The organism is Lactiplantibacillus sp. 7.2.4, from assembly GCF_018991185.1.
In the GTDB taxonomy this organism is placed as follows: domain Bacteria; phylum Bacillota; class Bacilli; order Lactobacillales; family Lactobacillaceae; genus Lactiplantibacillus; species Lactiplantibacillus pentosus.
The window spans coordinates 64585-88362 of the sequence record NZ_JAGYGS010000011.1; the positions used below are offsets into that span (position 1 = coordinate 64585).

General features: G+C 46.7%; 22 protein-coding genes. 19 read left to right on the forward strand and 3 right to left on the reverse strand.

Annotated features, from left to right (window positions below; genetic code table 11):
• Positions 1-122: 122 nt before the first annotated feature.
• Positions 123-1019 (reverse strand): LysR family transcriptional regulator, encoded by an 897-nt coding sequence (locus KGF70_RS05845; protein WP_050338540.1) that lies wholly within the window; start codon positions 1017-1019, stop codon positions 123-125.
• Positions 1020-1238: 219 nt separating this feature from the next.
• On the opposite strand from KGF70_RS05845, the gene KGF70_RS05850 reads away from it, so the two are divergent.
• The 13 genes from KGF70_RS05850 to KGF70_RS05910 all read left to right on the forward strand — a co-directional run bounded on the left by KGF70_RS05850 (position 1239) and on the right by KGF70_RS05910 (position 14102).
• A complete protein-coding gene (locus tag KGF70_RS05850; RefSeq protein WP_216767767.1) occupies positions 1239-1679 on the forward strand; it encodes a DUF2255 family protein in 441 nt (146 codons plus the stop codon).
• Positions 1676-2317 (forward strand): NAD(P)H-binding protein, encoded by a 642-nt coding sequence (locus KGF70_RS05855; protein WP_088771198.1) that lies wholly within the window; start codon positions 1676-1678, stop codon positions 2315-2317. Before KGF70_RS05850 ends, KGF70_RS05855 begins: the two co-directional genes overlap by 4 nt.
• Positions 2318-2463: 146 nt before the next feature.
• Positions 2464-3318 (forward strand): alpha/beta hydrolase, encoded by an 855-nt coding sequence (locus KGF70_RS05860; RefSeq protein ID WP_216767768.1) that lies wholly within the window; start codon positions 2464-2466, stop codon positions 3316-3318.
• Positions 3319-4462: 1144 nt separating this feature from the next.
• Entirely contained in the window at positions 4463-4837 is a 375-nt protein-coding gene (locus KGF70_RS05865; protein ID WP_216767769.1) for a YbgA family protein, read from the forward strand.
• A gap of 201 nt (positions 4838-5038) precedes the next feature.
• A complete protein-coding gene (locus KGF70_RS05870) occupies positions 5039-5443 on the forward strand; it encodes a Spx/MgsR family RNA polymerase-binding regulatory protein (RefSeq protein WP_088771201.1) in 405 nt (134 codons plus the stop codon).
• A 507-nt stretch (positions 5444-5950) separates the two neighbouring features.
• The gene (locus KGF70_RS05875) at positions 5951-6664 is read left to right on the forward strand and encodes a MurR/RpiR family transcriptional regulator (protein WP_056952287.1); all 714 of its coding nucleotides are present in this window, start codon (positions 5951-5953) and stop codon (positions 6662-6664) included.
• 74 nt (positions 6665-6738) lie between these two features.
• Complete coding sequence (locus KGF70_RS05880; protein WP_050338547.1) at positions 6739-7344, forward strand: sugar O-acetyltransferase; 606 nt, start codon at positions 6739-6741, stop codon at positions 7342-7344.
• Complete coding sequence (locus KGF70_RS05885; RefSeq protein WP_216767770.1) at positions 7337-7972, forward strand: HAD family hydrolase; 636 nt, start codon at positions 7337-7339, stop codon at positions 7970-7972. Before KGF70_RS05880 ends, KGF70_RS05885 begins: the two co-directional genes overlap by 8 nt.
• Before the next feature lie 373 nt (positions 7973-8345).
• Complete coding sequence (locus KGF70_RS05890; protein ID WP_216767771.1) at positions 8346-8840, forward strand: cyclophilin-like fold protein; 495 nt, start codon at positions 8346-8348, stop codon at positions 8838-8840.
• Positions 8837-9727 carry a S9 family peptidase gene (locus KGF70_RS05895; protein WP_216767772.1) on the forward strand — a complete coding sequence of 297 codons (891 nt, stop codon included), beginning with the start codon at positions 8837-8839 and terminating at the stop codon, positions 9725-9727. The genes KGF70_RS05890 and KGF70_RS05895 overlap by 4 nt, the downstream gene beginning before the upstream one ends.
• 81 nt (positions 9728-9808) lie before the next feature.
• The gene (locus KGF70_RS05900) at positions 9809-10777 is read left to right on the forward strand and encodes an alpha/beta hydrolase (RefSeq protein WP_253954701.1); all 969 of its coding nucleotides are present in this window, start codon (positions 9809-9811) and stop codon (positions 10775-10777) included.
• Between the two features lie 330 nt (positions 10778-11107).
• The gene (locus tag KGF70_RS05905) at positions 11108-11746 is read left to right on the forward strand and encodes an NAD(P)H-binding protein (RefSeq protein WP_225422319.1); all 639 of its coding nucleotides are present in this window, start codon (positions 11108-11110) and stop codon (positions 11744-11746) included.
• 472 nt (positions 11747-12218) lie between these two features.
• On the forward strand, positions 12219-14102 hold the full coding sequence (locus KGF70_RS05910; RefSeq protein ID WP_213472253.1) for a subtype A tannase: 1884 nt from the start codon (positions 12219-12221) through the stop codon (positions 14100-14102).
• A gap of 203 nt (positions 14103-14305) precedes the next feature.
• Here the strand turns inward: KGF70_RS05910 and KGF70_RS05915 are convergent, their stop codons facing one another.
• Positions 14306-14752, reverse strand: a complete 447-nt coding sequence (locus KGF70_RS05915; protein ID WP_216767773.1) for a MarR family winged helix-turn-helix transcriptional regulator — start codon at positions 14750-14752, stop codon at positions 14306-14308.
• Positions 14753-14917: 165 nt separating this feature from the next.
• On the opposite strand from KGF70_RS05915, the gene KGF70_RS05920 reads away from it, so the two are divergent.
• On the forward strand, positions 14918-16318 hold the full coding sequence (locus KGF70_RS05920) for a DHA2 family efflux MFS transporter permease subunit (protein WP_216767774.1): 1401 nt from the start codon (positions 14918-14920) through the stop codon (positions 16316-16318).
• Positions 16319-16520: 202 nt separating this feature from the next.
• Here the strand turns inward: KGF70_RS05920 and KGF70_RS05925 are convergent, their stop codons facing one another.
• Positions 16521-16895, reverse strand: a complete 375-nt coding sequence (locus KGF70_RS05925; RefSeq protein ID WP_050338554.1) for a helix-turn-helix domain-containing protein — start codon at positions 16893-16895, stop codon at positions 16521-16523.
• 194 nt (positions 16896-17089) lie between these two features.
• On the opposite strand from KGF70_RS05925, the gene KGF70_RS05930 reads away from it, so the two are divergent.
• The 5 genes from KGF70_RS05930 to KGF70_RS05950 all read left to right on the forward strand — a co-directional run bounded on the left by KGF70_RS05930 (position 17090) and on the right by KGF70_RS05950 (position 22862).
• Positions 17090-18040: an ABC transporter ATP-binding protein gene (locus KGF70_RS05930; protein WP_216767775.1), complete on the forward strand. Its 951-nt coding sequence runs from the start codon at positions 17090-17092 to the stop codon at positions 18038-18040.
• Positions 18037-19557, forward strand: a complete 1521-nt coding sequence (locus tag KGF70_RS05935; protein ID WP_216767776.1) for an ABC transporter permease/substrate-binding protein — start codon at positions 18037-18039, stop codon at positions 19555-19557. Before KGF70_RS05930 ends, KGF70_RS05935 begins: the two co-directional genes overlap by 4 nt.
• A gap of 35 nt (positions 19558-19592) precedes the next feature.
• On the forward strand, positions 19593-20570 hold the full coding sequence (locus tag KGF70_RS05940) for a zinc-binding alcohol dehydrogenase family protein (protein WP_216767777.1): 978 nt from the start codon (positions 19593-19595) through the stop codon (positions 20568-20570).
• 764 nt (positions 20571-21334) lie between these two features.
• The gene (locus tag KGF70_RS05945) at positions 21335-22072 is read left to right on the forward strand and encodes an SDR family oxidoreductase (protein ID WP_216767778.1); all 738 of its coding nucleotides are present in this window, start codon (positions 21335-21337) and stop codon (positions 22070-22072) included.
• Between the two features lie 94 nt (positions 22073-22166).
• A complete protein-coding gene (locus KGF70_RS05950) occupies positions 22167-22862 on the forward strand; it encodes a matrixin family metalloprotease (protein ID WP_216767779.1) in 696 nt (231 codons plus the stop codon).
• Positions 22863-23778 lie beyond the last annotated feature (916 nt).

Below are 23778 nucleotides of genomic sequence, written 5' to 3' on the forward strand. Positions count from 1 at the left end.
AGCATTTTGGTTGTGGTCAATTCAATTATTTGGTTCGCTGGGACGATAAAACGAGTCTGAAGGTCAACAGAGCGGGCAAAGTCAACCGATGAATAAGTTACCGGCAAAGCGTCAAATGATGTTTACTGGTGCATCGCCGGTAACGGCTGTTGCAGATCATCCGCTAGCTGGGTCAAAAACGCATGGGCTGCTTCCGATAAGCGCTGTCCTTTGAGCCAAACGAGGCTGGTGCTGGCGGTTAGACGGGGGGCCAGTGGGATAAAAGTCAAGTCCGTTTGATTGGTGTTGATGATCCCGTCGACGCCTAGCGCGTAACCGACACCGGCAGAGACTAGCAGCGAGGCGTTGTAGAGCAAGTTGTAGGTGGCAACGATTTTAAACTTCGGGGTGCTTTCGCCGTACCATTCCTGCAGCTGATTGATGGTGCCATGCTGCGCCGAAGTAATGATGTTCTGGCCTTCCAGGTCTGCCAGCGTGATATGGTCATGGTCAGCGAGTGGTGAATTGCGCGGGACCAGTAAGCCCCAACGACTTTCGCCAGGCAGTTGGATAAAATTCAGGTCATGTTTATCGGTCGGTTCCATCACGACACCAAAATCGAAGTTGCCAGATTTAAGATTGGTACGGATCTGATTGGCGTTACTACTAATCACGTTCGTTTTGATTTTTGGATAATGGCGTTGTAATTTTTTGATTGATTGCGCAATCGTTAGAAAACTCCGGGCTTCGGCACTGCCAAGTTCGACAGTCCCGCTAATTTGCTTGGCAGTATTAATGTTAGCGAGGGTCTTATCGGCTAACGCAATAATTTGATTGGCCTGCGTCGCGAAGTATTCACCGCTGCTTGTGAGCTGGATATGGCGGCCATTCCGTTCAAATAGGGTGACGCCAAGTTCATCTTCTAAATCCTTAAGTTGGCGTGAAATCGTTGGCTGAGAGACATGTAAGCGCGCGGCTGCTCGGCTAATGTTGAGCTCGGCGACGACCGCTTGAAAATACCGCAAAACACGTAATTCCATTTAAACCACTCCTTACTATTACAATTCTGCATAATTTCAAATTCAATATAAGCATTCGACATGGTGCTTGTCAAGCTTTAAGATGGGACTTGAAGTTAAGAACAGCTAATCGCGGTGACGGGATGAAAAATGCGGAACAAGACTAGGTTTACGAGTTCTAGGCAGCGTCTTCACCCTTAAGCCAGCTTGATTAGCGATTAAGAACGGAGGAGCGTTAAAATGACAGCTCGATATAATCAAACGGATGTGACGCCCACGACCGAACAGTGGTCCGCGTCGCAGTTAACGGCTTTTAGCCAAGCCGATGACTTTCAAGTTTCACCATTTTATAGCGATGGTCGGACATATGGCACGCCAACTTGGATTTGGTCGGTCGTCGTGAATCAACACTTGTATATCCGAGCGTGGAATGGACCACGATCACGGTGGTATCACTCCGCACTGACTCAAAAAGCGGGGCGGATTCATCTGGCAGAAGCCAATCACCTGGTTTATTTTAAACCAGTGACGGACGAAGCGTTGAATGATCAAATCGACCAAGCTTACCGTAAGAAGTATGCCGGCAGTCCGTACTTGATGCCGATGGTTGCAAGTGGGCCACGGCAGGCAACGATGCAAGTGACACCACGGGTCGCAACAGAGAGGAAGTCAGCTAAATGACAAAAATCATGATTATTGGCGCAAACGGTGGAACCGCTAGAATTTTAATTGACCGCTTGCTCGCTGAAACGGATCACGAATTGGTCTTGTTCTTACGCCATGCAGAACGACTAGCGCAGTATCAATCGCAAGCGCGCGTAACGGTGTTGGATGGTGATGTGTTAGATACCGCCCGGTTAGCCGCAGCGATGGCACCGGTGGATTTAGTCTATTCCAACGTTGGTGGGGTCGACCTGGCCGCTCAGACGCGCAGCATTTTGGCTGCAATGGCACAGACTAAGCAACAACGCCTGCTATTTATTAGCGCGCTTGGCGCCCATCATGAAGTGTCCGGAAAGTTTGGTGCTTGGAACGAACAAGCAATCGCTGACTTTTTACCTGGGTTTCGGGCCTCCGCGACGTTACTCAGTGAATCAACTGTCAACTATACGGAAATTCGACCGGCCTGGTTAACGGATGCTAGTGAGGTCGATTACGAATTGACGACTGCGGATGAACCGTTCAAGGGTACCGAAGTCTCACGTGCGAGTGTCGCGGATTTTGCGATGACGGTAATCGCCCATCCGGAAAAGTATCAACGCGCCAGTGTCGGCATCAATAAGCCCAACACGGATGGTGATCGTCCCAGCTGGTTATAAGGGTGTTGATCATTAGCAGGTACTCGCGAAAGTCAATACTCGGACATGGATGCGATGACTAGTGATTAATCATGATGACCAACGATAGCGTCCAGGCGAGGCAAGTGCTAAACTAAGTTAATTCAGATGAATATGGGGGAATATCAGTGAAAAGAATGCGATTATGGGGATTATTATTGGGATTAATGTTGTTGCTAAGCGGCTGTGGGCAACGCAGTGCGTCAACGAACCATCAGCAACGCCACAGCAACGGTCAGCGTTACGTGCCAACCCTCTTTTTCCATGGTTGGGGCAGTAGTTATCATGCGGAGACCCAGATGGCCAATGCGGTCGTCAAAGCCGGCGGAACGCACACCATTATCCGTGCGATGGTCGCTAGAAATGGTGCGGTGACTTTGCAGGGCCATTTTAAAGCGGGTGACTACCGGCCAATCGTTGAGGTCAATTTTGCGGCAAATCGGTCGTCAGACTATCCAACGGTTGGACGCTGGGCCAAAAATGTCGTCGTGGCGTTGCAGCAGGTCTACGGTATCAAAGCGTTTAATATGGTTGGACACTCGATGGGTAACATGGCCATTACCTACTACTTACTCGCCAACGCCCAGAATAAACGGTTGCCACAGCTCAAACGCCAAGTCGATATTGCAGGCCATTTTAACGGCATTTTAGGCATGGATGACGAACCGAACCGCATGAAATTGAATGCTGCGGGACGGCCTAATAAATTACAACCGGCTTATCGCCAGTTAATGGGATTACGGCAAGTGTACCCACGCAATCAAGTGCGAGTTTTGAACATTTATGGCGATAAGGGTGATGGCACGCATTCGGATGGCTCTGTTAGCAACGCGTCTTCACAATCATTGCGCTACCTAGTCGCAAGTCGGGCAAAGTCCTATCGTGAAGTCAAGATTACTGGAAAACAGGCCCAACATAGCAAGTTGCATGAGAATCGGCAAGTTGACCGATTATTAATCGATTTCCTGTGGCCGAATGCTTAGTCCATGATTGGCTGACTTAAATAAACGTCGAATAGGTATTGGATTTGTCAATAAACAGAACAAACAATCAGTAGTCGCTTCACTAATTTTTGACCATGCTCAAAAGTTAGTGAAGCTTTTTTTGTCTAAAAATGGCTAGTACGCGTTGTGCTAGTTATTCTTTAGTATTAAAGCTGATTAAATCATGCCAGTTTAGATTCCTGTTCGTCAGCCGAGGCGCGCCTTAGTCCGACCTCCGGGGCTGGCTGACAACGCTGGAACAGGGCGGACATCGATTTGAACTTACGAAGAGAACCACTGCGCAATTTCAAATACGAGTCTTCTTCTAGCCCGGGAACCCCACCCGGACAAGAAGAATTTCGCCCTTGAGCATTGTCAGCCAGCCCCTCCAGTCGGGAACCCGCTCGAATGGCGGATGAACGGCCACCTATCTTGGTGCAATTGACCAATGAATATTAAGTGACTGGTCCTTCAAGCAAACTTTTAATTGGCCTCAATAATGCTTTATCAGACTTAATCACTGAAAAATCAGTTGAATTTTGCAAATAAAATTACCTACGTTTATAATTTGAGACTTTACTATCTCAAACGACTTAAGAAAGTTCTGACAAATTCAGTAAAACTGCTGATTCGAAAAGTTAAAACATGGGTTAGGAAGCTTAGCTAGCATTAGAAACTCGTCTGACAGTTGAATGTCAAAATGGCCTTGGACTATGAATCAACGACTAATCTCAGAAAAAGTTGAGTTCGCACACGTCTGCCTTTCGAATACCATCCCGGCTGGAAGGTATTCTGGGCAAGGCCAAGTGGTGAAATTTCACTTAGCAAGCGTTTTTGGCTTGGTTAGTGAAAGACCAGTATTTAAGACGTGGGTTGTCGGCTTAAATCTGTGTCCACCACGTTACGGCCATTGACCAGAATGCCTGGAAGCCGGCCTAGGACGACTCCACAACAGCAAGTTTACGCTAAGTCGCACTTTTTCCAGCGGGTCTCAGCTGGCAGCACTTGAACTTAGAAATTGTCATGATTTAATCATGATTCATGACAAATTAACTAGCACAATGCGTGGCTAGTGTAAATTGATTCATTTTGGCCGGACAATCCGCTATAATCCTGTTAAAACATGGATTGGAGGTGAGCGGATATGTCGGAATGGCAACGAGTCTGGGCGTGGCAAAAGTATTGGGTCATGGCGCGTTCTCAGCAGCATTATAACGCTTTGCGTACGTTAGCGCGTGGCAATCAATGGTCAGCACAAAAAGCGGCGCGCTTTGAGCAATTGTTGCTGGAAGTCGAAAAGATCCCACCAACCACGGCCACGCTCACGAACGCCTATCAACACGTGTGGGGTTATTTCAAACGTGAAAGTACCGAGGCAGAAAAGCAGCACTATCTGGATTTGCTGGCGACACTGACACCCAATTCTGACCAATTGGGGCCATATTTAAAACAGTTAGCGGTCAAATATCAGGTGAAGTACTTGTTAGCATCCCGATTAATGCAAGCAATGCAAAATTAATTTTAAATCGCGAAGTAAGCGAAAATGTCACTTTCTACTATAATATAACTATTATCCGTACCATAATTAATTATGAAAAAATCGTGAATTTTTTAAGATTACTTCGTTCAGGACTTTACAAAATATTAATTTACCTGCTACAATAATAATCAAGTTATAATTATCATAATAAAAACACTAACCGAGGAGGCGAAAAGAATTATGATTAAATTGTTTACTCAAGCAGGTTGTAACTCATCACGAAAGGCCCGTCAGTGGTTCCGAGACCACGAAATTGCGTTTGAAGAAAAGAACTTTACAACGTCGGCTCCGACGGTTAATGAGCTCAAACAAATTCTGAGTTTAACTGAGAATGGTTTGGATGATATTATCTCGACCCGGGCTCAGGCCTATCCATCAATTGCGGATAAGTTACCGGATATGTCATTTAATGAAACACTACACTTGCTGTGCAATCAGCCTCAGTTATTGCGGCGGCCGCTAATCGTCGGTCCGAACAAACTCCAAGTAGGCTTTAATGATGATGACATTCGCCAATTTATTCCGCGCCACATTCGGCGGATGAGTTTTCAACGGACATTAGCAGGGTTGGGGGAACCGTCCTGAGGGGGTTGATTTTACCCTGGTATTGTGAAATTGGTAATTACTATGTTCGGTAATATTAACATTGTAGCTGTCTTCAACACTTACGAAGTAGGACTAGTCGAATTAGGCTAAAATGGCTATTGTTGTGTGAAGGCTAGCAATCGACTTAATAAAAATTGATCGACCGCTTGACCGTATTCTCATGGTTAAGCGGTTTTTTACGCAAAAAATGTAGCCATGATGTTTTGTACCGAGTGAGTCCATATCGTTACGGCATCAATTAGCAGGAGCTGTGCATCATGACGATAACCGACCAGTCCACGACTAGTCTAGCAATCGGGTAGTTCCACATTAACGGCTTGTATTTACATTACGAAAGCGCTTAAATAGATGAAGATGCTTGATTTTGGCTGAAGAGGCAATGTGACCAAGACCGCGCCTTAAGCCGCAATCAAGGCGTGATAAGTCGGCGGCAGTCACATCGTAAGTCATCGAAGCGGCCAAAATGAATGGGAAATGGGGCAAGTCATGTTTAGTTACGAACAGCTTGAAAAGTATAATGAAACGGATGTGGCGATTTATCGGTATATCGTCAAGAATATGGATAAAGTGGCGTACATGAGTATCCGTGAATTAGCGCACGAATTGCATGTATCGACTTCCACGATTTTGCGATTCTGTGTCAAGAATGGGTTTGCCGGTTATCGGGATTTTAAGCAGGCATTGAAAAATGAGCAGCAACAATTGACGACCTATGAACCACAAAGTGACATCAGCGAGCTGGCTAACTTCTTTGCCAAAACCAATTCAGCCGCTTATGAACAAAAACTCTTGCCAGCGATTGTCGCTTTACGGCAAGCGTCGCTGATTATTTTTGTCGGTATCGGCTCATCAGGTAGCTTGGCCCGCTATGCTGCACGGTGTTTTACCAATGCCGGTAAGATGGCGTTTGGCCTCGAGGATAGTAAGTATCCCGTCAGTGCGTTTGAGCAGCAGCACCCAGTGATTTTCGCGCTATCAGAGAGTGGTGAGACCCCCGAACTCGTGACCCTGATTCAACACTTTCAGCAGCAACAGTGCCCAATTTTAAGCATCACCAATCAGTCCCAGTCCACGATTGCCAAGCTCTCCGATTGGAACTTTGCCTACCAGTTGACGCATCAGCGGATTAATGGAAACTATAATCTGACAACACAGGTGCCAGTCGTCTATGTTATTGAGACCTTGTCCAAACGGTTATAACGAAAAGAAACGATCCGTGACTTGAAGCGTAACGGTTCGTTTTTTAAGCTGGATAGTGAAAGGAGCGCTTAGGAATGGATGAACTTGAAAAGAGTTTGAGTGGTCAGAACTATGATGCACATGCACCGGTTTTTTTGGAGATGAAACGGCATACACGGGAACTTTTGAGCCAGTACAATCAACTTGCTTATGATCAAAAGGATGAGAAAAAGACATTGTTACGGGCGATGTTTGCGGCAGTCGGCCAGAATGTGTCGGTTGGTAGCCCGTTTATTTGCGATTATGGCCGCAATATTTCAATTGGCAATAATGTTTCAATCAATATGAATTGTACGTTTGTGGATTGTAATCGAATCGTGATTGGCAACAACGTGCTGATTGCCTCGAACGTTCAGATCTACACGGCGACGCATCCGGTCGAATTGCGAGATCGGTTACGGGCTGATTGGCAGCCGGATAGTGGGCAGTACTTCTGTCAGACATATGCGAAACCAGTGACGATTGGGGATGGTTGCTGGATTGGCGGTGGCGTCATTATTATTCCCGGCGTCACGATTGGTGCAGGTTCAGTGATTGGTGCCGGCAGCGTTGTGGTCAAGGATATTCCTGCGAACACAGTGGCGGTCGGTAACCCGTGTCGAGTGATTCGGCAGATCAATCAGGAGGAGCGGCATGCTTAAAATGGTGGTATTTGATTTTGATGGCACCTTAGCGCCGACGATTTCGATGGTGATCAAAGCCTTTCGCAGTAGCGTCACACCTTACGTCGAGCATGAATTGACGACTCAAGCAATCGTGCACACCTTTGGCTTAAACGAAATTGGGATGGTCAAATCAGTTGCTGGGCCGCGCTGGCGAGAAGCGTTAGCCGCATTTTATGAAGCGTATACCCAGGCGCATCGAGAAGTGACTGCGCCGTATCCGGGGATGGTAGAACTATTAACACGACTTCGTGAGCAAGGGATTGTATTAGCGTTAGTGACGGGCAAGGCAGCTAAGAGTTGTCGAATTTCACTGACAATGACTGGTTTGACAACTTTTTTTCCCATTAAGTTGTATGGGTCGGAATTTGCGCCAAATAAAGCGGCCAACTTGCGACAATTATTAAGTTCGCAGGATTTAAGTCCGGCAGCGGTCTGCTACGTGGGTGATATGCGTTCAGATTTTGAGGCTGCGGCCCAAGCAGGGATTCAATGCTTGACTGCAGCTTGGGACCCCGACCAGCAGACTGATGCAAAGGCGGATCAGCTCGTGTTTCGGTCTGTCGATCAGTTGGCGGCTTATTTGCAGGTACGGATTGCGCGATAGGTCAGTGGTGGTGACAGCATTGGCTGAGATAATTGTTCATGCAGTTAACTAGTGAATCGTGATTAACAGAGAATCAAAAAGCGGCAACTGGTCCGGCTTCGAAATTTCGAAGTCGGACCAGTTTTTAGCAATGGACTTGATGAAGTCTATCATATGACGTTGAAGCTGGAATTATCAATGGTTTGCTACGGCGCGGCGTGGCGTACTTGATAATCAATGCTTTTATGCTATAGTACATCATACTAAATAGATATTTAACATAGCAATGCTGGGCCAGTATACTAATAACCAAGCTAGACGAGACAAGGAGGATTCGAATGAAACGGTTATTAGTTATTTTAAGTTTATTGATTGGAATGATTGGACTGTCTGCATGCCAGCAACAAACACAGCAAACAACGTCAACCAATCGCCACTCGTCGCAATCACAATCGACGAAAACCAAGTCAAAAAAATCGAGTCAAATAAAACGAAGTCGAGTACAGACGATCAACAGGTTGGTCAACGGATCACGGTTACGATCAACGGCCACCAACTGGCCGCCCATCTGAACCGTTCCAGTGCGGCGAAGGCCTTTGCACGGGAGCTCCCAACGACACTCAGTTTTCGCGACTATGCTGACTTTCCTGAAAAGATTGCGGATTTGCATCATGCGTTACCGACGACTGGAATGCCGAGTGGTCATGCTGGTAATCAAGGGGCAATCGGCTACTGGTCTCCGGACCAACGCATTGTCTTCTATTGGGGAACTGAGTCGTATTATGAAGGCATTCATATCATTGGTCACTTTGATAGTCAAAATTATCGCCAAGTTATTAAAAACATGGGCAATCATGTTCGGGTTAGAATTGCGAGGAGTCAATCATGAAACGTCATTTGTTGATTAGCTTGATTATCGGTATCAGTTCTGTATTACTGATGGTGGCTGGTTGTCAGCGCCACACGAGTACTGAGACAAAGGGGCCGTCTGCTGGAAAAGTGACGACCGGCGATCGTCGATTAGCAATCAATGACCAAGTGGTACACGTTAAGTTCAGCGGTGAGGACATCTATGGGCATCTGTATACGCCTAAAAAACATGGCAAGCAGATGCCCGTTGCCATCGTTGCGCACGGATTAGGTGGTACTTACCAGGAACTGGGCGGGACGGCGCGCCATTTAGCCAGCCGTGGTTACATGACCTATGCGTTCGATTTTCCAGGCGGCAGTTCTGGTGGTCAAAGTACTGGTGTTCGGCAGACACAGATGTCGATTGAGACCGAGGCCCATGACTTGACGGCGGTCATTAAAGCCATCACAGCACGTTCAGCTGCAGCTTCCGGGCGCACATTGCTCGTCGGTGGTAGTCAGGGCGGCGTGGTTGCCGGACTAGTTGCCAGTCGTCATCCTAAGTTGGTTGACCGGTTGGCCTTAATGTATCCCGCATTTTCGATGACGCACGATGCGCGGAGTCAGTATCAGACCATCGGCGCAGTACCACGGACGACGGACGTTTTCGGGTTTACAGTCGGTCGGGCGTATTATCGAGCGCTGCTACACCAAGATGTCACCAAAACGGCGACGACTTATCGGGGCCCAGTGTTGATCGTCCACGGCGATGCGGATGACATCGTCCCAATCAAGTATGTGCGCCAAGCCGCAGCCAACTATCAGCATGGACAACTGCATGTTTTGTCTGGCGCGGGGCACGGTTTTGAAGGCCACAATCAACGTCAAGCTTTAAAGTTACTGGATAAGTTCATTAACACAAAATAGCCACTGACAGGATGATTTGACGACATTGATTAAGTTAATGAAAGACCTTAATTGGCAGTACAACATAAGGAGATGCTTTTTATGAAAATTGAACCTACGATGGCCGCAACGCGGGTGACCGCAGATGAAGATCAGTATATTTTTGAGTTGAGCGATAATGTCACGCGTGAAAAAGTCTATTACCCAACTCGTTTTGGGGTGGAAATCGCCGCTGACTTATACTATGCCAAGGATGGTGGTAATCAGGGACAACAACCTGCAATTGTTGTCGGCCCACCATTTGGCGGCGTTAAGGAACAAGGACCAGGTGTGTACGCGAACCAATTAGCACAACGCGGTTTTGTCGTACTGGCTTTTGACCCGGCCTACCATGGTTATTCAGGTGGACAGCCGCGTTATAGTGGCTCTCCTGACACGTATGTCGAAGACTTTTCTGCGGGCGTTGATTATTTAGGAACATTACCATTTGTTGATCGTCAGCGGATTGGCGCCCTGGGTATTTGTGCTTCTGGTGGATTTTCGTTAGCTGCGGCAGCTCAGGATTTCCGTATCAAGGCCGTTGCTACCAGTGTGATGTATGATATTCCACATTTAGCTAATCTGGCCACAGGTGAGACCCGGCAACAGCAGCTAGCGACATTGAGTGAACAACGCTGGTCAGTGCTTGACGCAGCTGAGAGGACATTTCCAGATCATCCCGTAACCACGATTCCGGAAGGGCTAGATCCTGTTAGTCAAGAGTTCTTCAGCTTTTACGGCTTCAAACGGGGCTGGCACCCAAATGCAACGCATAACATTACAGGAGTCTCAAATTTAAGCTTCATGAACTTTGAAGCGACGCGTCGTATCAATGAGATCGCACCACGTCCAGTAATGCTAGTGACCAGTGATAAAGCGCATTCAAAGGCATTCTCGGAAGAAACGTATGCGCGTCTGAACGAACCCAAGCAACTGGTTGTCGAACCGCATGGGCAACATGTGGATTTCTACGACAATGTTAATGTGATCCCGTTTGATAAATTTGCCGACTTCTTCAATCAAAATTTGTAAGTCGGTCGTTAGAAAAGAAGAAAAAAGTATAAATGGCGTTCTTTCATGATGGTTCAATGGTCGTGATGGGACGCCATTATTATTTTCAACTCACGACTCATAATAGTGGTCGTTATTACCACTGATATGAAAAAGTCCGACCGGTATCAATGACTACGGACAATGATCGCTGATTATCCGCGTAAATTCCAGCATATGAGGCTGGAAAATGCGTATAATGGGAGCATAAAGGCGGTCGGAATCAAGGCGCAAGGTAACCGAACACGATTGTGTGTCATGATTAGCTTTCATAACAGCGTTGGCCGCCTAAATTGGATGGGGATGTGGTTAATGATGAATGTGTTAATTATTGGTACGGGTAAGTTGGGGTATGAAGTCTATCGACGCGTGGCGGTGATGCCTGAGTGTCACGTGACTTTGTTGGACCATCATCGGCATGACCATGATGTTTCGCTGGCGACACAATTGATTGGTGATGCGACCAGTGTTGAAGATTTAAAACGGGCGCTGGTCGGTATTGACGTCGTCTTTTCGACGGTTGGGATTACGCAAGCGGAAACGTTCGCAACGGCACTAGTGCAGGCGATGGATGAAGTGGGCGTCAAGCGGCTGTTATGGACGACACAGTTCCAAATCAATGCGGATCAGATCTCGGAAGCAATGTACGACTTGGCTAACCGTGAATTTGGCTTTAGTCGGGAAGTGGAAACCAATTATGTGGCCGGACAAAAAGCGGGTGCGGCGGTGATTAAAGCCAGTGATTTGGCATACACGCTCTTAGAATGCCACTTCTTCAAATATACGGATGAAGCTGATAAGTTGATTGTGGAATCCGCTGAAAATGCGGTTAGTGGCGGCCCGTTAAGCATCTTCTCACTGGCAACACTGATTGCTGATATGGTGCTTCACAACCAAGATTATCCACAACGTGAGCTGATGATTTCCGCCCGTCCGAAAGCGTCAATCTGAGACCCACATACAGCGATTGCAGACGGCAGTTTTGCGTGCATCTAAGACCAATCAATCGCGAACAAAAGATCAGCCCGGCCTCTCGCTTTTGCGACGAGGCCGTTTTTGGGGTGCAGAGTAATCAACAAAAAAAATATTCAATACCGAAAAACTAATGTCATCCAGTGTCTCGATTAGAATTAATACTGATCGGATAGATTGGCAAATTGAGCTGGTACAGGAGCATTTTGAAATGGCTTCGGGTTGCTATGGCAAGAGGTTTGCCCGGTTGAAGGTTAAAGGTGTGATCCGTTGTGGCTGCAATTCGCCTGATGGTAAAATGAGTTTACCAGCAAGATTCGCACTGGCACGGTGATTGTCAGTCATGATTGCTGAATCAAAGTCGTTCTTTTGCACTGATTTTTTAGCGCTGAAAGGGAGGAAAATAGGTCCACCCACTAATAAAGTCAGAACCTGTAGAGGAGATAGTACCATGCAATTCAAAAAATTAGCGCCTTTGATGGGCGGATTGCTCGTTATGAGCGTTGGTTTAGCTGCTTGTGGTCAAACGAAGACCAAGACTAAGCAGACGACCAGCACGGCCACTAAGGTTGCAAAAGCCACCAAGCAGACGGTGACGACCGCAGATGTCAAGAATGCCAAGAAATTATTGATTAATCAAAAGAAGTGGCGCTACAACGCCAAAAATAAAGTCTATTATCAAGTTGGCGTCAAGTATGGCACCAAAACAAGTAGTAGCACTTATGAATCGATGGGGATCTTTATTCCGGCCAAGTATGTCACGGCAAAGGCTAGTGGTCAGAAGACGTATACCATCACTTTTAATAATAAGGCCAAGGTTAAAGGGTATACCGCCAAGACGGCGCCAATCGTGATGCCGGTTAATACACCTGGGTACGCGGCACAAACGGCACCGACCAGCTATGATAGTAATGCAAACAAATATACCAAGGCGGGCTTTATTTACGTTGCTGCTGGGTGTCGGGGTCTGAATCAAACGGATAAGTCGAATGGGTCGTCGCCTTGGGGTGTGACCGACTTGAAAGCAGCGGTCCGGACTCTGCGTTTGAACAGCAAACGGATTGCAGGCGATACCAATCGGGTCTTCACCTTTGGTCACAGTGGTGGTGGTGCTCAGAGTGCCTTGATGGGTGCGACTGGTGACAGCAAGAAATACACCACTTACCTGAAAACCATTGGCGCACCAATGGCGACAACGAGTGGTAAGTCGACGAGTGACGCGGTTGCTGGTGCAATGGCCTGGTGTCCAATCACCAGCCTGGATACAGCTAATGAAGCGTATGAGTGGAATATGGGACAATACTCAAATTCTGGCACGCGTAAGCAAGGCACTTGGACCAAGGCGCTATCTAATGACATGGCTACCAGTTACGCGCAATATATCAATAAGTTGGGGTTAAAAGATGCTGATGGCAAGACCTTAACGCTTAAAAAATCGACTAACGGTATTTATACGTCTGGTAGTTACGCCACTTATTTGAAAAAAGAGGTCGAACAGTCACTGAATAACTTCTTGAAAGACACGACGTTCCCATACAAGGCAACTAGTAATGAAGGTCCGAGTGGTGCCGCAGCCCAAACCGGCACGACAACTGGAAAAATGCCAAGCGGCAGCAAGCCATCAGGGACAGCCAAGTCAGGAAGTCAACCTTCTGGTGGTGCGCCTTCAGGTGGAACCACCAGTGCTTCATCGACGAGTGGCAAGACTTACAAGACCGCCACGGCCTATATCAAGGCGCTCAATAAGAATGGCAAATGGATTACTTATAATGCCAAAAAGAACACGGCCACGATTACCAGTATGAAAGCCTTTGTTAAGCACTGTAAGACGGCTTCCAAAGATGTGGGTGCTTTTGATGGACTGACCCGGCAACAGACTGAGAACAAGCTATTTGCGACGAGTGGCAGCAGTGCTAACCACTTTGACTCGACGATCAGTAAGTTATTAACGGCCAATCACGCCAAGTATGCCAAGCTAAAGAATTATAAGGCTAGTTATGCGAAAGCCTACCAGTCAGATTTGAAGAAGACCAATGCTCAGGGCAAGTCAATTCAATCACGGATGAATCTGTATAATCCACTGTATTATCTGACAAGTTATTATGATGGCTATAATACCAGTAAAGTTGCCAAGTATTGGCGGATTCGGACTGGAATTGACCAGACGGATACTGCTTTGACGGTTGAAACTAATCTGGCCCTGACATTGAAACAAAATCCGCAAGTGAAAAATGTTAATTTTGCTACCGTTTGGGGACAGGGACACACTGAAGCTGAGCGGACTGGTAATTATGAAACGAACTTCATTAAGTGGGTCAATAAGAGTTTGAAGTAAGTACAATCAAATTGCGCTCGAACTTTAAGATTCGGGGTGCTAAAAAAGCGTGGCCAATCGGATTCATTTTCCGGTTGGCCACGCTTTTAAAATTGACTAGTTGTGCACACGGATCTGGCGGGTATATAGCTTAGCTTTTGCTGAGCCGGCTTCACGGTTCAATCGAGCCACCGAACAATATCGCACAGATTCCAGAAAAGATACTACCAACTTTCCGGTGCCCGTGTCGGCGTTGTGAACGCTACGGCGATTTGGCGCAAACCTTCATAAGTCAGGTGGGTCTCTGCGCCTAAAATGGTGGCCATCCGTTGCTCACTAGCTTCAAAAAAGGCTTCAATTTGAGTCGCAAGTTGGCGTGCTTTGGGCGTTAATAGTAGTCGCTTGTAACGGCCGTCGTCTTTCACGGGCGCGCGGACGAGTAGATCGTCCACGACCATTTTACTGACGAGACTGGAACAAGTTGCTTTACGGATGTTGAATTCCAATTCCAGATCACGTTGGAAAAGATCGTGATGTTGTTCATTGTTGGCGATGAAATTAATGACGCTGATTTGCATGCCAGTCAGCCCGAGTGTTTTGGCGTAGTGGTCTGAGTCGCGTGAGAGGGCGTTATGGGCTTTTTTGATCATGACACCTAAAGAATCTTCCATACGAGATTGCTCCTTATTGTGTGTATCGTTCGTATTAGAACTAATTTGCATTATATGGACTATCAGTTGTGATGTCAATTGATTTATCGCTAGACACTTCAATTCAGTGTGTTAGAATGGTGAATAGTTCGAAACCGAACTATAAACTAAGGAGTTGAATTATGCATGTCAAAGCGAGTTGATTTGAAGCTGATTTTGGCAATCATTGCTGCGGGACTCTTGTCCTTTTGCGGGGTGATTGTCGAAACGGCGATGAATATCACGTTTCCCAAATTAATGCGGACGTTTGCCATTAATACTGCCACCGTCCAATGGATGACGACGGCGTATCTGCTGATTGTGGCGACGATTGTGCCGATTTCGGCGTTTTTGAAACGGCGGTTCAAGACAAAAACGCTGTTCGTAACGGCCAATCTATTGTTTATTGCCGGTCTGGTCGTGGATGCCGTTGCGACTAATTTTCCACTATTAGTGATTGGCCGCATCATTCAAGGTTGTGGCACAGGGATTGCGTTACCATTGATGTTCAATATTATCATCGATTGGGCACCTGCCAATCAGAAGGGCACGTTGATGGGGATTGGGACGCTGATTACGGCGATTGCACCGGCGTTAGGACCGACCTTTGGTGGCATCATTGTCAACAGTATGGACTGGCACTGGATTTTTATTTTCTTGATTCCAGTCCTCATTCTGTCTTTAATCCTAGGAATCTACGCGATTCGCCAGGCAGAGCCAACCACTAAGGCCCGGTTTGATGTCCTCGGGTGGTTGATGATCGTGCTACTGTTCGTCGGGTTTACGATTGGATTTAGCAAACTTTCAACGGTGACAACGCAACCGTGGTCGTTTGTGGCCTGGCTCATCGTTGGACTGGTCGGGTTAGTGGGCTTCATCATGCGCACCCAGCACACTAACCAACCATTAATTAGCCTTAAAATTTTTCAGTCATCATCTTATGACGGGCATTTACTGGCCTATTTCTTAGTTCAAATTTGTGCGTTGGGCTTAGCCTTTATTTTACCGAACTACATCCAATTGGTGAATGGTCAGAGTGCACTGTTGGCGGGGTTATTTGTCTTACCAGGTGCCGCCATTGGGGCAGTTTTTGCGCCCTTAGGTGGTCAAATACTGGACCATTTTGGTGCGGCTAAACCAGTGTTGACGGGGTCGACCATTCTCGTAATTGCGATGGCACTATTTACGATCTTAGGCATGCGACTCAGTGGTGGGTTGATCTTGGGTATTTATATCCTCCTGATGGTCGGTATCGGCTTAACGATGGGTAACACGATGACTAGTGGTCTTCAGCAGTTGAATCTATCACAGCAGGCGGATGGTAATGCCGTGTTCAATACGATGCAACAGTTTGCTGGGGCCATTGGGACTTCCGTAGTTTCAGCGGTGATTACCTTAGTTCAAGCACAGGCAACTGGAACGACTGCCCACCGGACGGCACTCGGGTCAACGATGGCTTTGGGCATCTTGTTTGTACTCGTGCTGATTGAATTAGTGGTGATTGCCAGAGCGATGAAGGCCCGGCAGCACCCGACGGCTCAAAATTAGTTGGTTCCTGCGCTGTGTGATTAGAGGCTGAATCACTGAGTCAGCCAGTTATTTGGCAGTCATTCAATTGCTACGGACTGACTGCGACACAATTGCGAAAATCAGAAGTCACGCCAAGTAACAGCTATTCTAGAGCCCTTAAAAAGACGAACGCAGCTAGCTTAGAACTAGCACCGTTCGTCTTTTTGCGTCCAACGGATTTTTATTGCGCCGGAGTAGGTTGCATGGTGACTCGTCGTTTCTCGGGATGGTGGTCCAAATAGTCGCTGCCCCAATCGGCCATTGAATTAATGATTGGGCGCATGCTTTCACCTAATTCGGAGAGGTGATACTCGACTTTGGGAGGGATGACGGGGAACGCTTTTCGAATGACCAAGCCGTCATCGGTCATCTCCCGTAAACTTTGCGTGAGCATTTTTTGACTGATTCCAGCAACGCTTGTCCGTAATTCGGAATAGCGCCGAGTTCCCTTCAGTAAATCTCGCATGATGAGCACTTTCCACTTGCTACTGAGTAAATCAATCGTCGTGGCAACCGGACAGATTCCATTTTGTTCTAATAATTTTCTTGAAGACATTGGTCGTGATCCCTTTCATTGATTAATTCTTACTAAAAGTATGTGTCGAACTTAAAAGTGCCTACTTACTTTTTGTGCGTATTGCTATTATAGTGATTATTGTTCAAAAAGACAACAGATACCACGCACGAAAACTGGCATTGAGCTCGAATGCGAGGGCACTTGTCGGCAAAGACAGAAGGTAGGGAGAATTCATGATTACGTTTAAGCAAGTCACTAAGACCTATGCACAATCCGTTGCACTGCAGCGGGTTAATTTGACCATTAATAGTCGGGAGCTATTTGTGTTAGTCGGCCCTTCAGGATCAGGGAAGACGACCTTATTAAAGATGATCAATCGATTAAACGAGCCAACAAGTGGAGAGGTACGTATTGATGATCAAAAAGTCAATGATGTTGAGGTTAAGACACTGAGACGGACGATTGGTTATGTTTTACAATCTGGAGCACTCTTTCCAAATATGACGGTCTTTGAGAATGCGGCCATCTCGTTGGCCGTTCTCGGCTGGCCAATCAAAAAACAACGTGAGCGGGTGAACGCATTATTACAATTGGTTGGACTGGCCCCACAAAAGTTTGCAGAACGCCATCCTAGTGAGCTATCAGGTGGTGAAGCACAGCGGGTTGGAATTGTTCGGGCCTTGGCAGCTGACCCATTGATCGTATTAATGGATGAACCGTTTAGTGCGCTTGACCCGATTTCTAAGCGTCAGTTACAGGAATTGGTATTGACGCTCCATCAACGGCTTGAAACGACGTTTGTATTTGTGACCCATGATATGCAGGAAGCCATTAAGCTAGCTGACCGAATGGCCGTGATTCATAATGGTGAGTTACAGCAAGTGGGCACGCCCGCTGAGATTTTAACGATGCCGAAAAATAAATTTGTGACTAATTTTTTTGCCGGTGAGGTGAATACCAAGCTTTATCTGCAGGCCGTTTTAACTGCCCACCTTGGGACAGTCTCCTCAAGCGAAACGTCAAATGAGGCGATTGAATTGAAACGGACAGACACGCTTTCAACGTGGGCGGCAATTTTAGCGAAAAAGCCACGCGCCTTGATTCGCGTTGACGGCAAAGTTTTGGCGCCACAAGATTTGATGCAATACATGGCCAAGATCCAGTTGGGAGGCCAAAGGAAATGAGTGCTTTAATGAGCTATTTGACCAAAAATCAATCTGCAATTGTGAGTGCGCTAGGCCAACATATCGAATTGTCAGTGATTGCAATATTAATCACCGTTGTTATTGCGATTCCGCTGGCTGCAGTCTCGCTAAATCATTGTAAGCTGGGAGAATTGATGTTACAAGTGACTGGTGTCATTCAAACAATTCCCAGTCTGGCGATTTTAGGTATTCTAATTCCGTTTGTTGGGATTGGAACCGTACCAGCGATTATTGCCCTAGTGTTATACGCCATTATGCCGGTGTTCCAGAATACTTATGCCGGACTGACCAATATCGATCCGTTATTGATCGAAGCGGCGGATGCTTTTGGGGTTTCAAAACGATTTAAATTATTTAAAGTTCAATTTCCCTTGGCCATGCCGATGATTATTTCGGACATCCGGATTGCAGTTGTGATGGTCATTGGGACCGCGACTTTGGCTGCTTTAATTGGTGGTGGTGGACTGGGAACATACATTATCTTAGGTATTCAGACTAACAATAATAATGCGTTAATTGTGGGTGCCGTCCTATCTGCGGTACTGGCGTTAGTTGCGAGTGCGTTGATTCGGATTTTGGTCCGAGTTCCAGTGAAACATATGATTATTGGTATTATGGTGTTGGCCATGATCATCGCTGGTGGTGTCGGTGTTAAAAAGCTGATGACGCCAAAAGTAGAAAATGTGGTGATTGCTGGTAAAATGGGTGGTGAGCCTGAGATTCTAATCAATATGTACAAGGATTTAATCGAGCAAGATAATCCGAACGTCAAGGTGACGCTCAAACCAAATTTCGGTGGGACCAGCTTTTTGTTTAAGGCATTGCAGAGCCATAAAATCGATATTTATCCAGAATTCACCGGTACGGTGCTCCAGTCCTTGGTCCAAGGACACACCAAGTTGAATGCTGATCCAAATGTGACTTATCAGACCGCTAAGCAGGCGTTATTAAAACAGTATCAGATGGCTTATTTAAAGCCGATGCGTTATCAAAATGGCTACGGGATTACCGTGACGCAGGCCACTGCTAGAAAATATCATTTGCGGACTTATGCGGACTTAAAGCGCTACCCACAATTGAGGGCCGCGTTTGACCCCGATTTCTATCAACAATCTGATGGGTATCCGGGACTACAAAAGACATACGGTCTTAACTTTAAATCGGTTCGAACAATGGAGCCAGCCTTGCGCTACGAAGCACTTGCCAAGGGTAAAGTTGACGTGACGGATGCCTATACGACTGATCCTCAAATTAAGAAGTATCACCTGGTATTATTGACGGATAACAAGCATTTCTTCCCACCATATCAAGGTGCACCATTGATGACCAAGCGCTTTATGACCCAGCACCCGCAAATCGTTCGATCATTGAAAAAATTAGCGGGCAGGATATCGACAACTGATATGCAAACGATGAATTATCAAGTAACGGTCCAACATCAGAAAGCAGCAACAGTTGCCAAGCACTATCTTAAAGCGCACCATTTATTAAAATAGTAATGAGTAGAATAATGAAAAGGAGCAATCTTATCATGCAAGCATACGTTGTTAATCATCTCGGTGGTCCCGAAGCACTTGAACTGACGATCGTTTCGAAGCCAGTTGTTAAACCAGGGTGGACCCGGGTCAAAGTATTAGGTTTTGGTATTAATCATTCTGAAATTTTTACGCGCGAGGGCAAGTCACCCAGTGTGCAGTTGCCGCGGATTTTAGGTATCGAAGTCGTGGGTGTCGTGGATGAGACCAGTGCGCCCGACCAGTTGACGCCAGGGCAGCGCGTCGTCTCTATTATGGGTGAGATGGGGCGTGCGTACGATGGCAGTTACGCCGAATACGTCTTACTCCCCAACAGTCAGGTTTATCCGATTCAAACGGACTTGCCGTTAGCATCATTAGTGGCGACGCCGGAAACGTATTACACGGCCTTTGGTATTTTCAATAGTTTACGCTTACAAGCAACTGATTCCGTCTTGATTCGGGCGGCAACCAGCGGAGTCGGAGTTGCGGCGCTTAAGTTGATCAAGGCATTCAATCCGAAGCTGACCGTGACTGGGACGACGCGCCGGGCTGCCAAAGAGTCGGCGTTACTAGCTGCAGGGTTTGATGCTGTCATCGTGGCACCAGATTCAGCTAAACTACCAGCTGCCACGGGAAATTTTGACAAGATTATCGATCTGATTGGGCCACTTAGCGCTAAAGATTCGTTGCAACATCTGAATGATGGCGGAATCGTCAACGTCACGGGTGAGTTAGGTGGTGTCTGGACGATTCCGGACTTTGATCCAATCAGTGATATTCCAAACAATGGCTATTTGACCGGCTTCTCGTCCGGTGACGTTTCCGAGGCTAAGCTTCAGGCGTTGTTCGATTTTATTCGCGATTACCACGTCGATGTACAACCCGCCCGTGTCTTTGCGTTCAAGGATGTGCCAGCTGCGCACGCCTACCTACAAGCGACTGAGAGTTTTGGTAAGGTGATCGTGTTGATGGACGATTCGTTGACGGCCTAAGTGAATTTCCATATGTTGATTGGGTTCAGTGGCTGACAATTAGCACAGCTGCAGTAGACCGAATGCAATTAAAGTAAATTGATATTGACATATTTGTGTCTCATGCTAAAAGTCTCACGTCAAGCTAAGCTTTGGCGTGGGACTTTTAGTCTGGCCAGATAGATGGCCGAGTACTTTGTGCCTTATCTGACCGTGGTGTTCGACACGATGTTAACCATACCCAAAAGTAATGTAAGGCCATGTTAAAAAGGTATTTCACATTTTTGTGTACAATCGTTATGATGGTTATTAAAAATTAGTTTTGGGTGAGCATTTGATTAAAAGATACGTGATAGTCGACATCTTCGGATTTAGGTGACGTGATGCCGGGTAAAAATGAATCACAAGGTGGTTGTTCATGAAATGCGGATGAGTCTTGGTCGTAATTAGGATAGCACGCAACGTTCAAACTTTAAAATGGACTAAAATTGTTTGTCTACACTTAATATACGAGGACGCTTAGTTGTCTGCGGTTGGCGCTAAACCATGCAAAAAGGTGGCAGCGACTAGCATTAAGTATAGCCAAAAGTATGGTAATTCCATATTCAATAAGTATTTAACATTATTAAGACCGGCAGTTATGATAATAGGCAATCGGTGAGTTAAACATTGGGCTTTGATGAGCAATCATCAGAGCGGACAACTAACCTGGCGTCATGAGACGTCGTTTAAGTTTAGGACAATTTATCAGTCAATGTTTGCTTCACAGACAAGAGAGGATAAAAGTGATGAGTATAAGTGAGAAAGTGATTATTATTACTGGTGCTTCCAGTGGGATCGGTGCCGCAACTGTCAAAGTTTTGGCGCAACAGCACGCCAAATTAGTCATTGGTGCGCGCCGATTAGAACGATTGGAATCACTCAAGCAGGCGTTACCAAATGCAACGATTGTGCCACAACAAGTGGATGTGACCAACTATGAGGATGTCCAAGCGTTAGTTCAAACTGCCCTCGATCGCTTCGGGCGGGTCGACGCATTTTATAATAACGCCGGGATTATGCCGGTAAATGCAATGAGTGTGGGTGCACGTGATGAATGGCAACAAATCTTGGATGTCAACGTTACTGGTGTGCTGAATGGGATTGCGGCGGTCCTCCCAACCATGATCAAACAGCAGCATGGTCATATCTTGGCGATTGATTCCGTTGCGGGGCACGTCGCTGTTCCAGACCACGTCGTTTACAGTGGGTCAAAATTTGCGGTGCGTGCCATTATGGAAGGCTTGCGACAAGAACAGTATCAGAATAACATTCGAACGACACTGATTTCTCCAGGGAGCGTGGCAACTGAGCTGTATCAGTCCATCGCTGACAAGACACATCAGCAAGCGGAAATCGATATAGAAAAACAATTGGGAATTGACCCAGTCAATATCGCACAAGCAGTGGCTTTTGCTATTAATGCACCAGAATCCGTCGCTGTTAACGAAATGGTCATTCGACCAACGAAACAAGCCATTTAATATTGGAAACAGTCTGCAATGCCGTCGACGAGATTAAGTTAGAAATCGCGGTCACGACAATATTGCGGATGGCAAGCATACAAGGAGGTTTTTCATGAAGCACTGGCGAGTCCTAGTCGTCATGGGGACGCTAGTTATCGGTGGTTGGGGTCTCAGTCATGGCAATTTGGTGCGCTCACAACAGTCGGCGCTACTGCGACCACAGTCGGTCCGGAAGTTGCCAGCGACCGTCATCAATGAGTTACAGCGGATGATTCAGCCATTGCGGTCACTCGTTGAGGCCCCAAAAACGGCCTCAAACGTGACGATTAGTCGGGAAACCACCCCGGTTAATTCGTTGGTTGCCCGGCAGCGATTATCATCAAAGTACGTCTATCATTTTGAACAAGCAACGCCTAAGCCGGTCAAACGGGTCTTTCATACGGCAATTCAGACCTATAACCAGACAGGATTAGTCCAGTTACGACCCGGCAAACCGAGCTTGACGCGTAATTCATTAACCTTGGGAACGTATCAGCAACAACAATCGCATGCAAACGGCAGCATTGAACTTGGTCAGGGTGGTCCGACCGTCACGTATGCGGTCGTTAAGACGCTCAATCATGGCCAGGCACGACTGAATACGGCTTATCCGGAGGCGGTCGCCACCTCAGTTGCCGTTCATGAAGTCGGCCATGCGCTGGGATTAGACCATAGTCGCCAACTTGACTCGGTGATGTACCCATTTGATCAAGGCCAAACGACCTTATCGCATGCCGATATATCGGCACTCAAGACGATTTATGGTTAGTGCGGGGCAGACATTGAAAATATGCATTGTGCTAGTTAATTGGTCATAAATCCTGATTAAATCATGCCAGTTTAGATTCCTGTTCGTCAGCCGAGGCGCGCCATATTCCGACCTCCGGGGCCGGCTGACAACGCTGGAACAGGGCGGACATCGATTTGAACTCACGCAGAAACCCACTGCGCAATTTCAAATACGAGTCTTCTTCTAGCCCGGGAACCCCACCCAGACAAGAAGAATTTCGCCCTTGAGCATTGTCCGCCAGCCCCTACAGTCGGGAACCCGCTCGAATGACAGATGAACAGCCACCTATCTGGGTGCAATTGACCACTGAATATTAAGTGACTGGTCCTTCAGGTAAACTTTTAATTGGTCTCAATAATGCTTTATCACACTCAATCACTGAAAAAATCAGTTGAATTTTATTTGCAAGATTCAACGGACATTAGTCTTGAATTTAGTCGATACAATTATCTTCGTTTATAATTTGAGACTTTGCTATCTCATACGATTGGAGAAAATTCTGACAAGTTTAGTGAAGCTGCTTATCAGAAGCTTTAAAGTATTAGGTAAAAAGCTTAGCTGTTTTTAGAATCACTCTGACAGGGATTGTCAAAATGACCCTGTATCAAGGAACCAACGACTAATTCAACAAAAAGTTGAGCTCACACATGTCCGCCTTTCGAATACCATCCCGGCTGGAAGGTATTTTGGGCAAGGCCAAGTGTTTTGCAGAGTGTGAGGTTCAGACGGGTTGGGACTGAGGATTAGCCTAGCTAGAGCGTTAAGCGGTGCATTTCCGCTTGGCGTTCTGGCGTAGCTAACCGGAAGTCCCAGTCTGACCCGAACATGTTTCGTCAATAATGCAGCCAGCGTGAAAGACCAGTATTTAAGACGTGGGTTGTCGGCTTAAATCTGC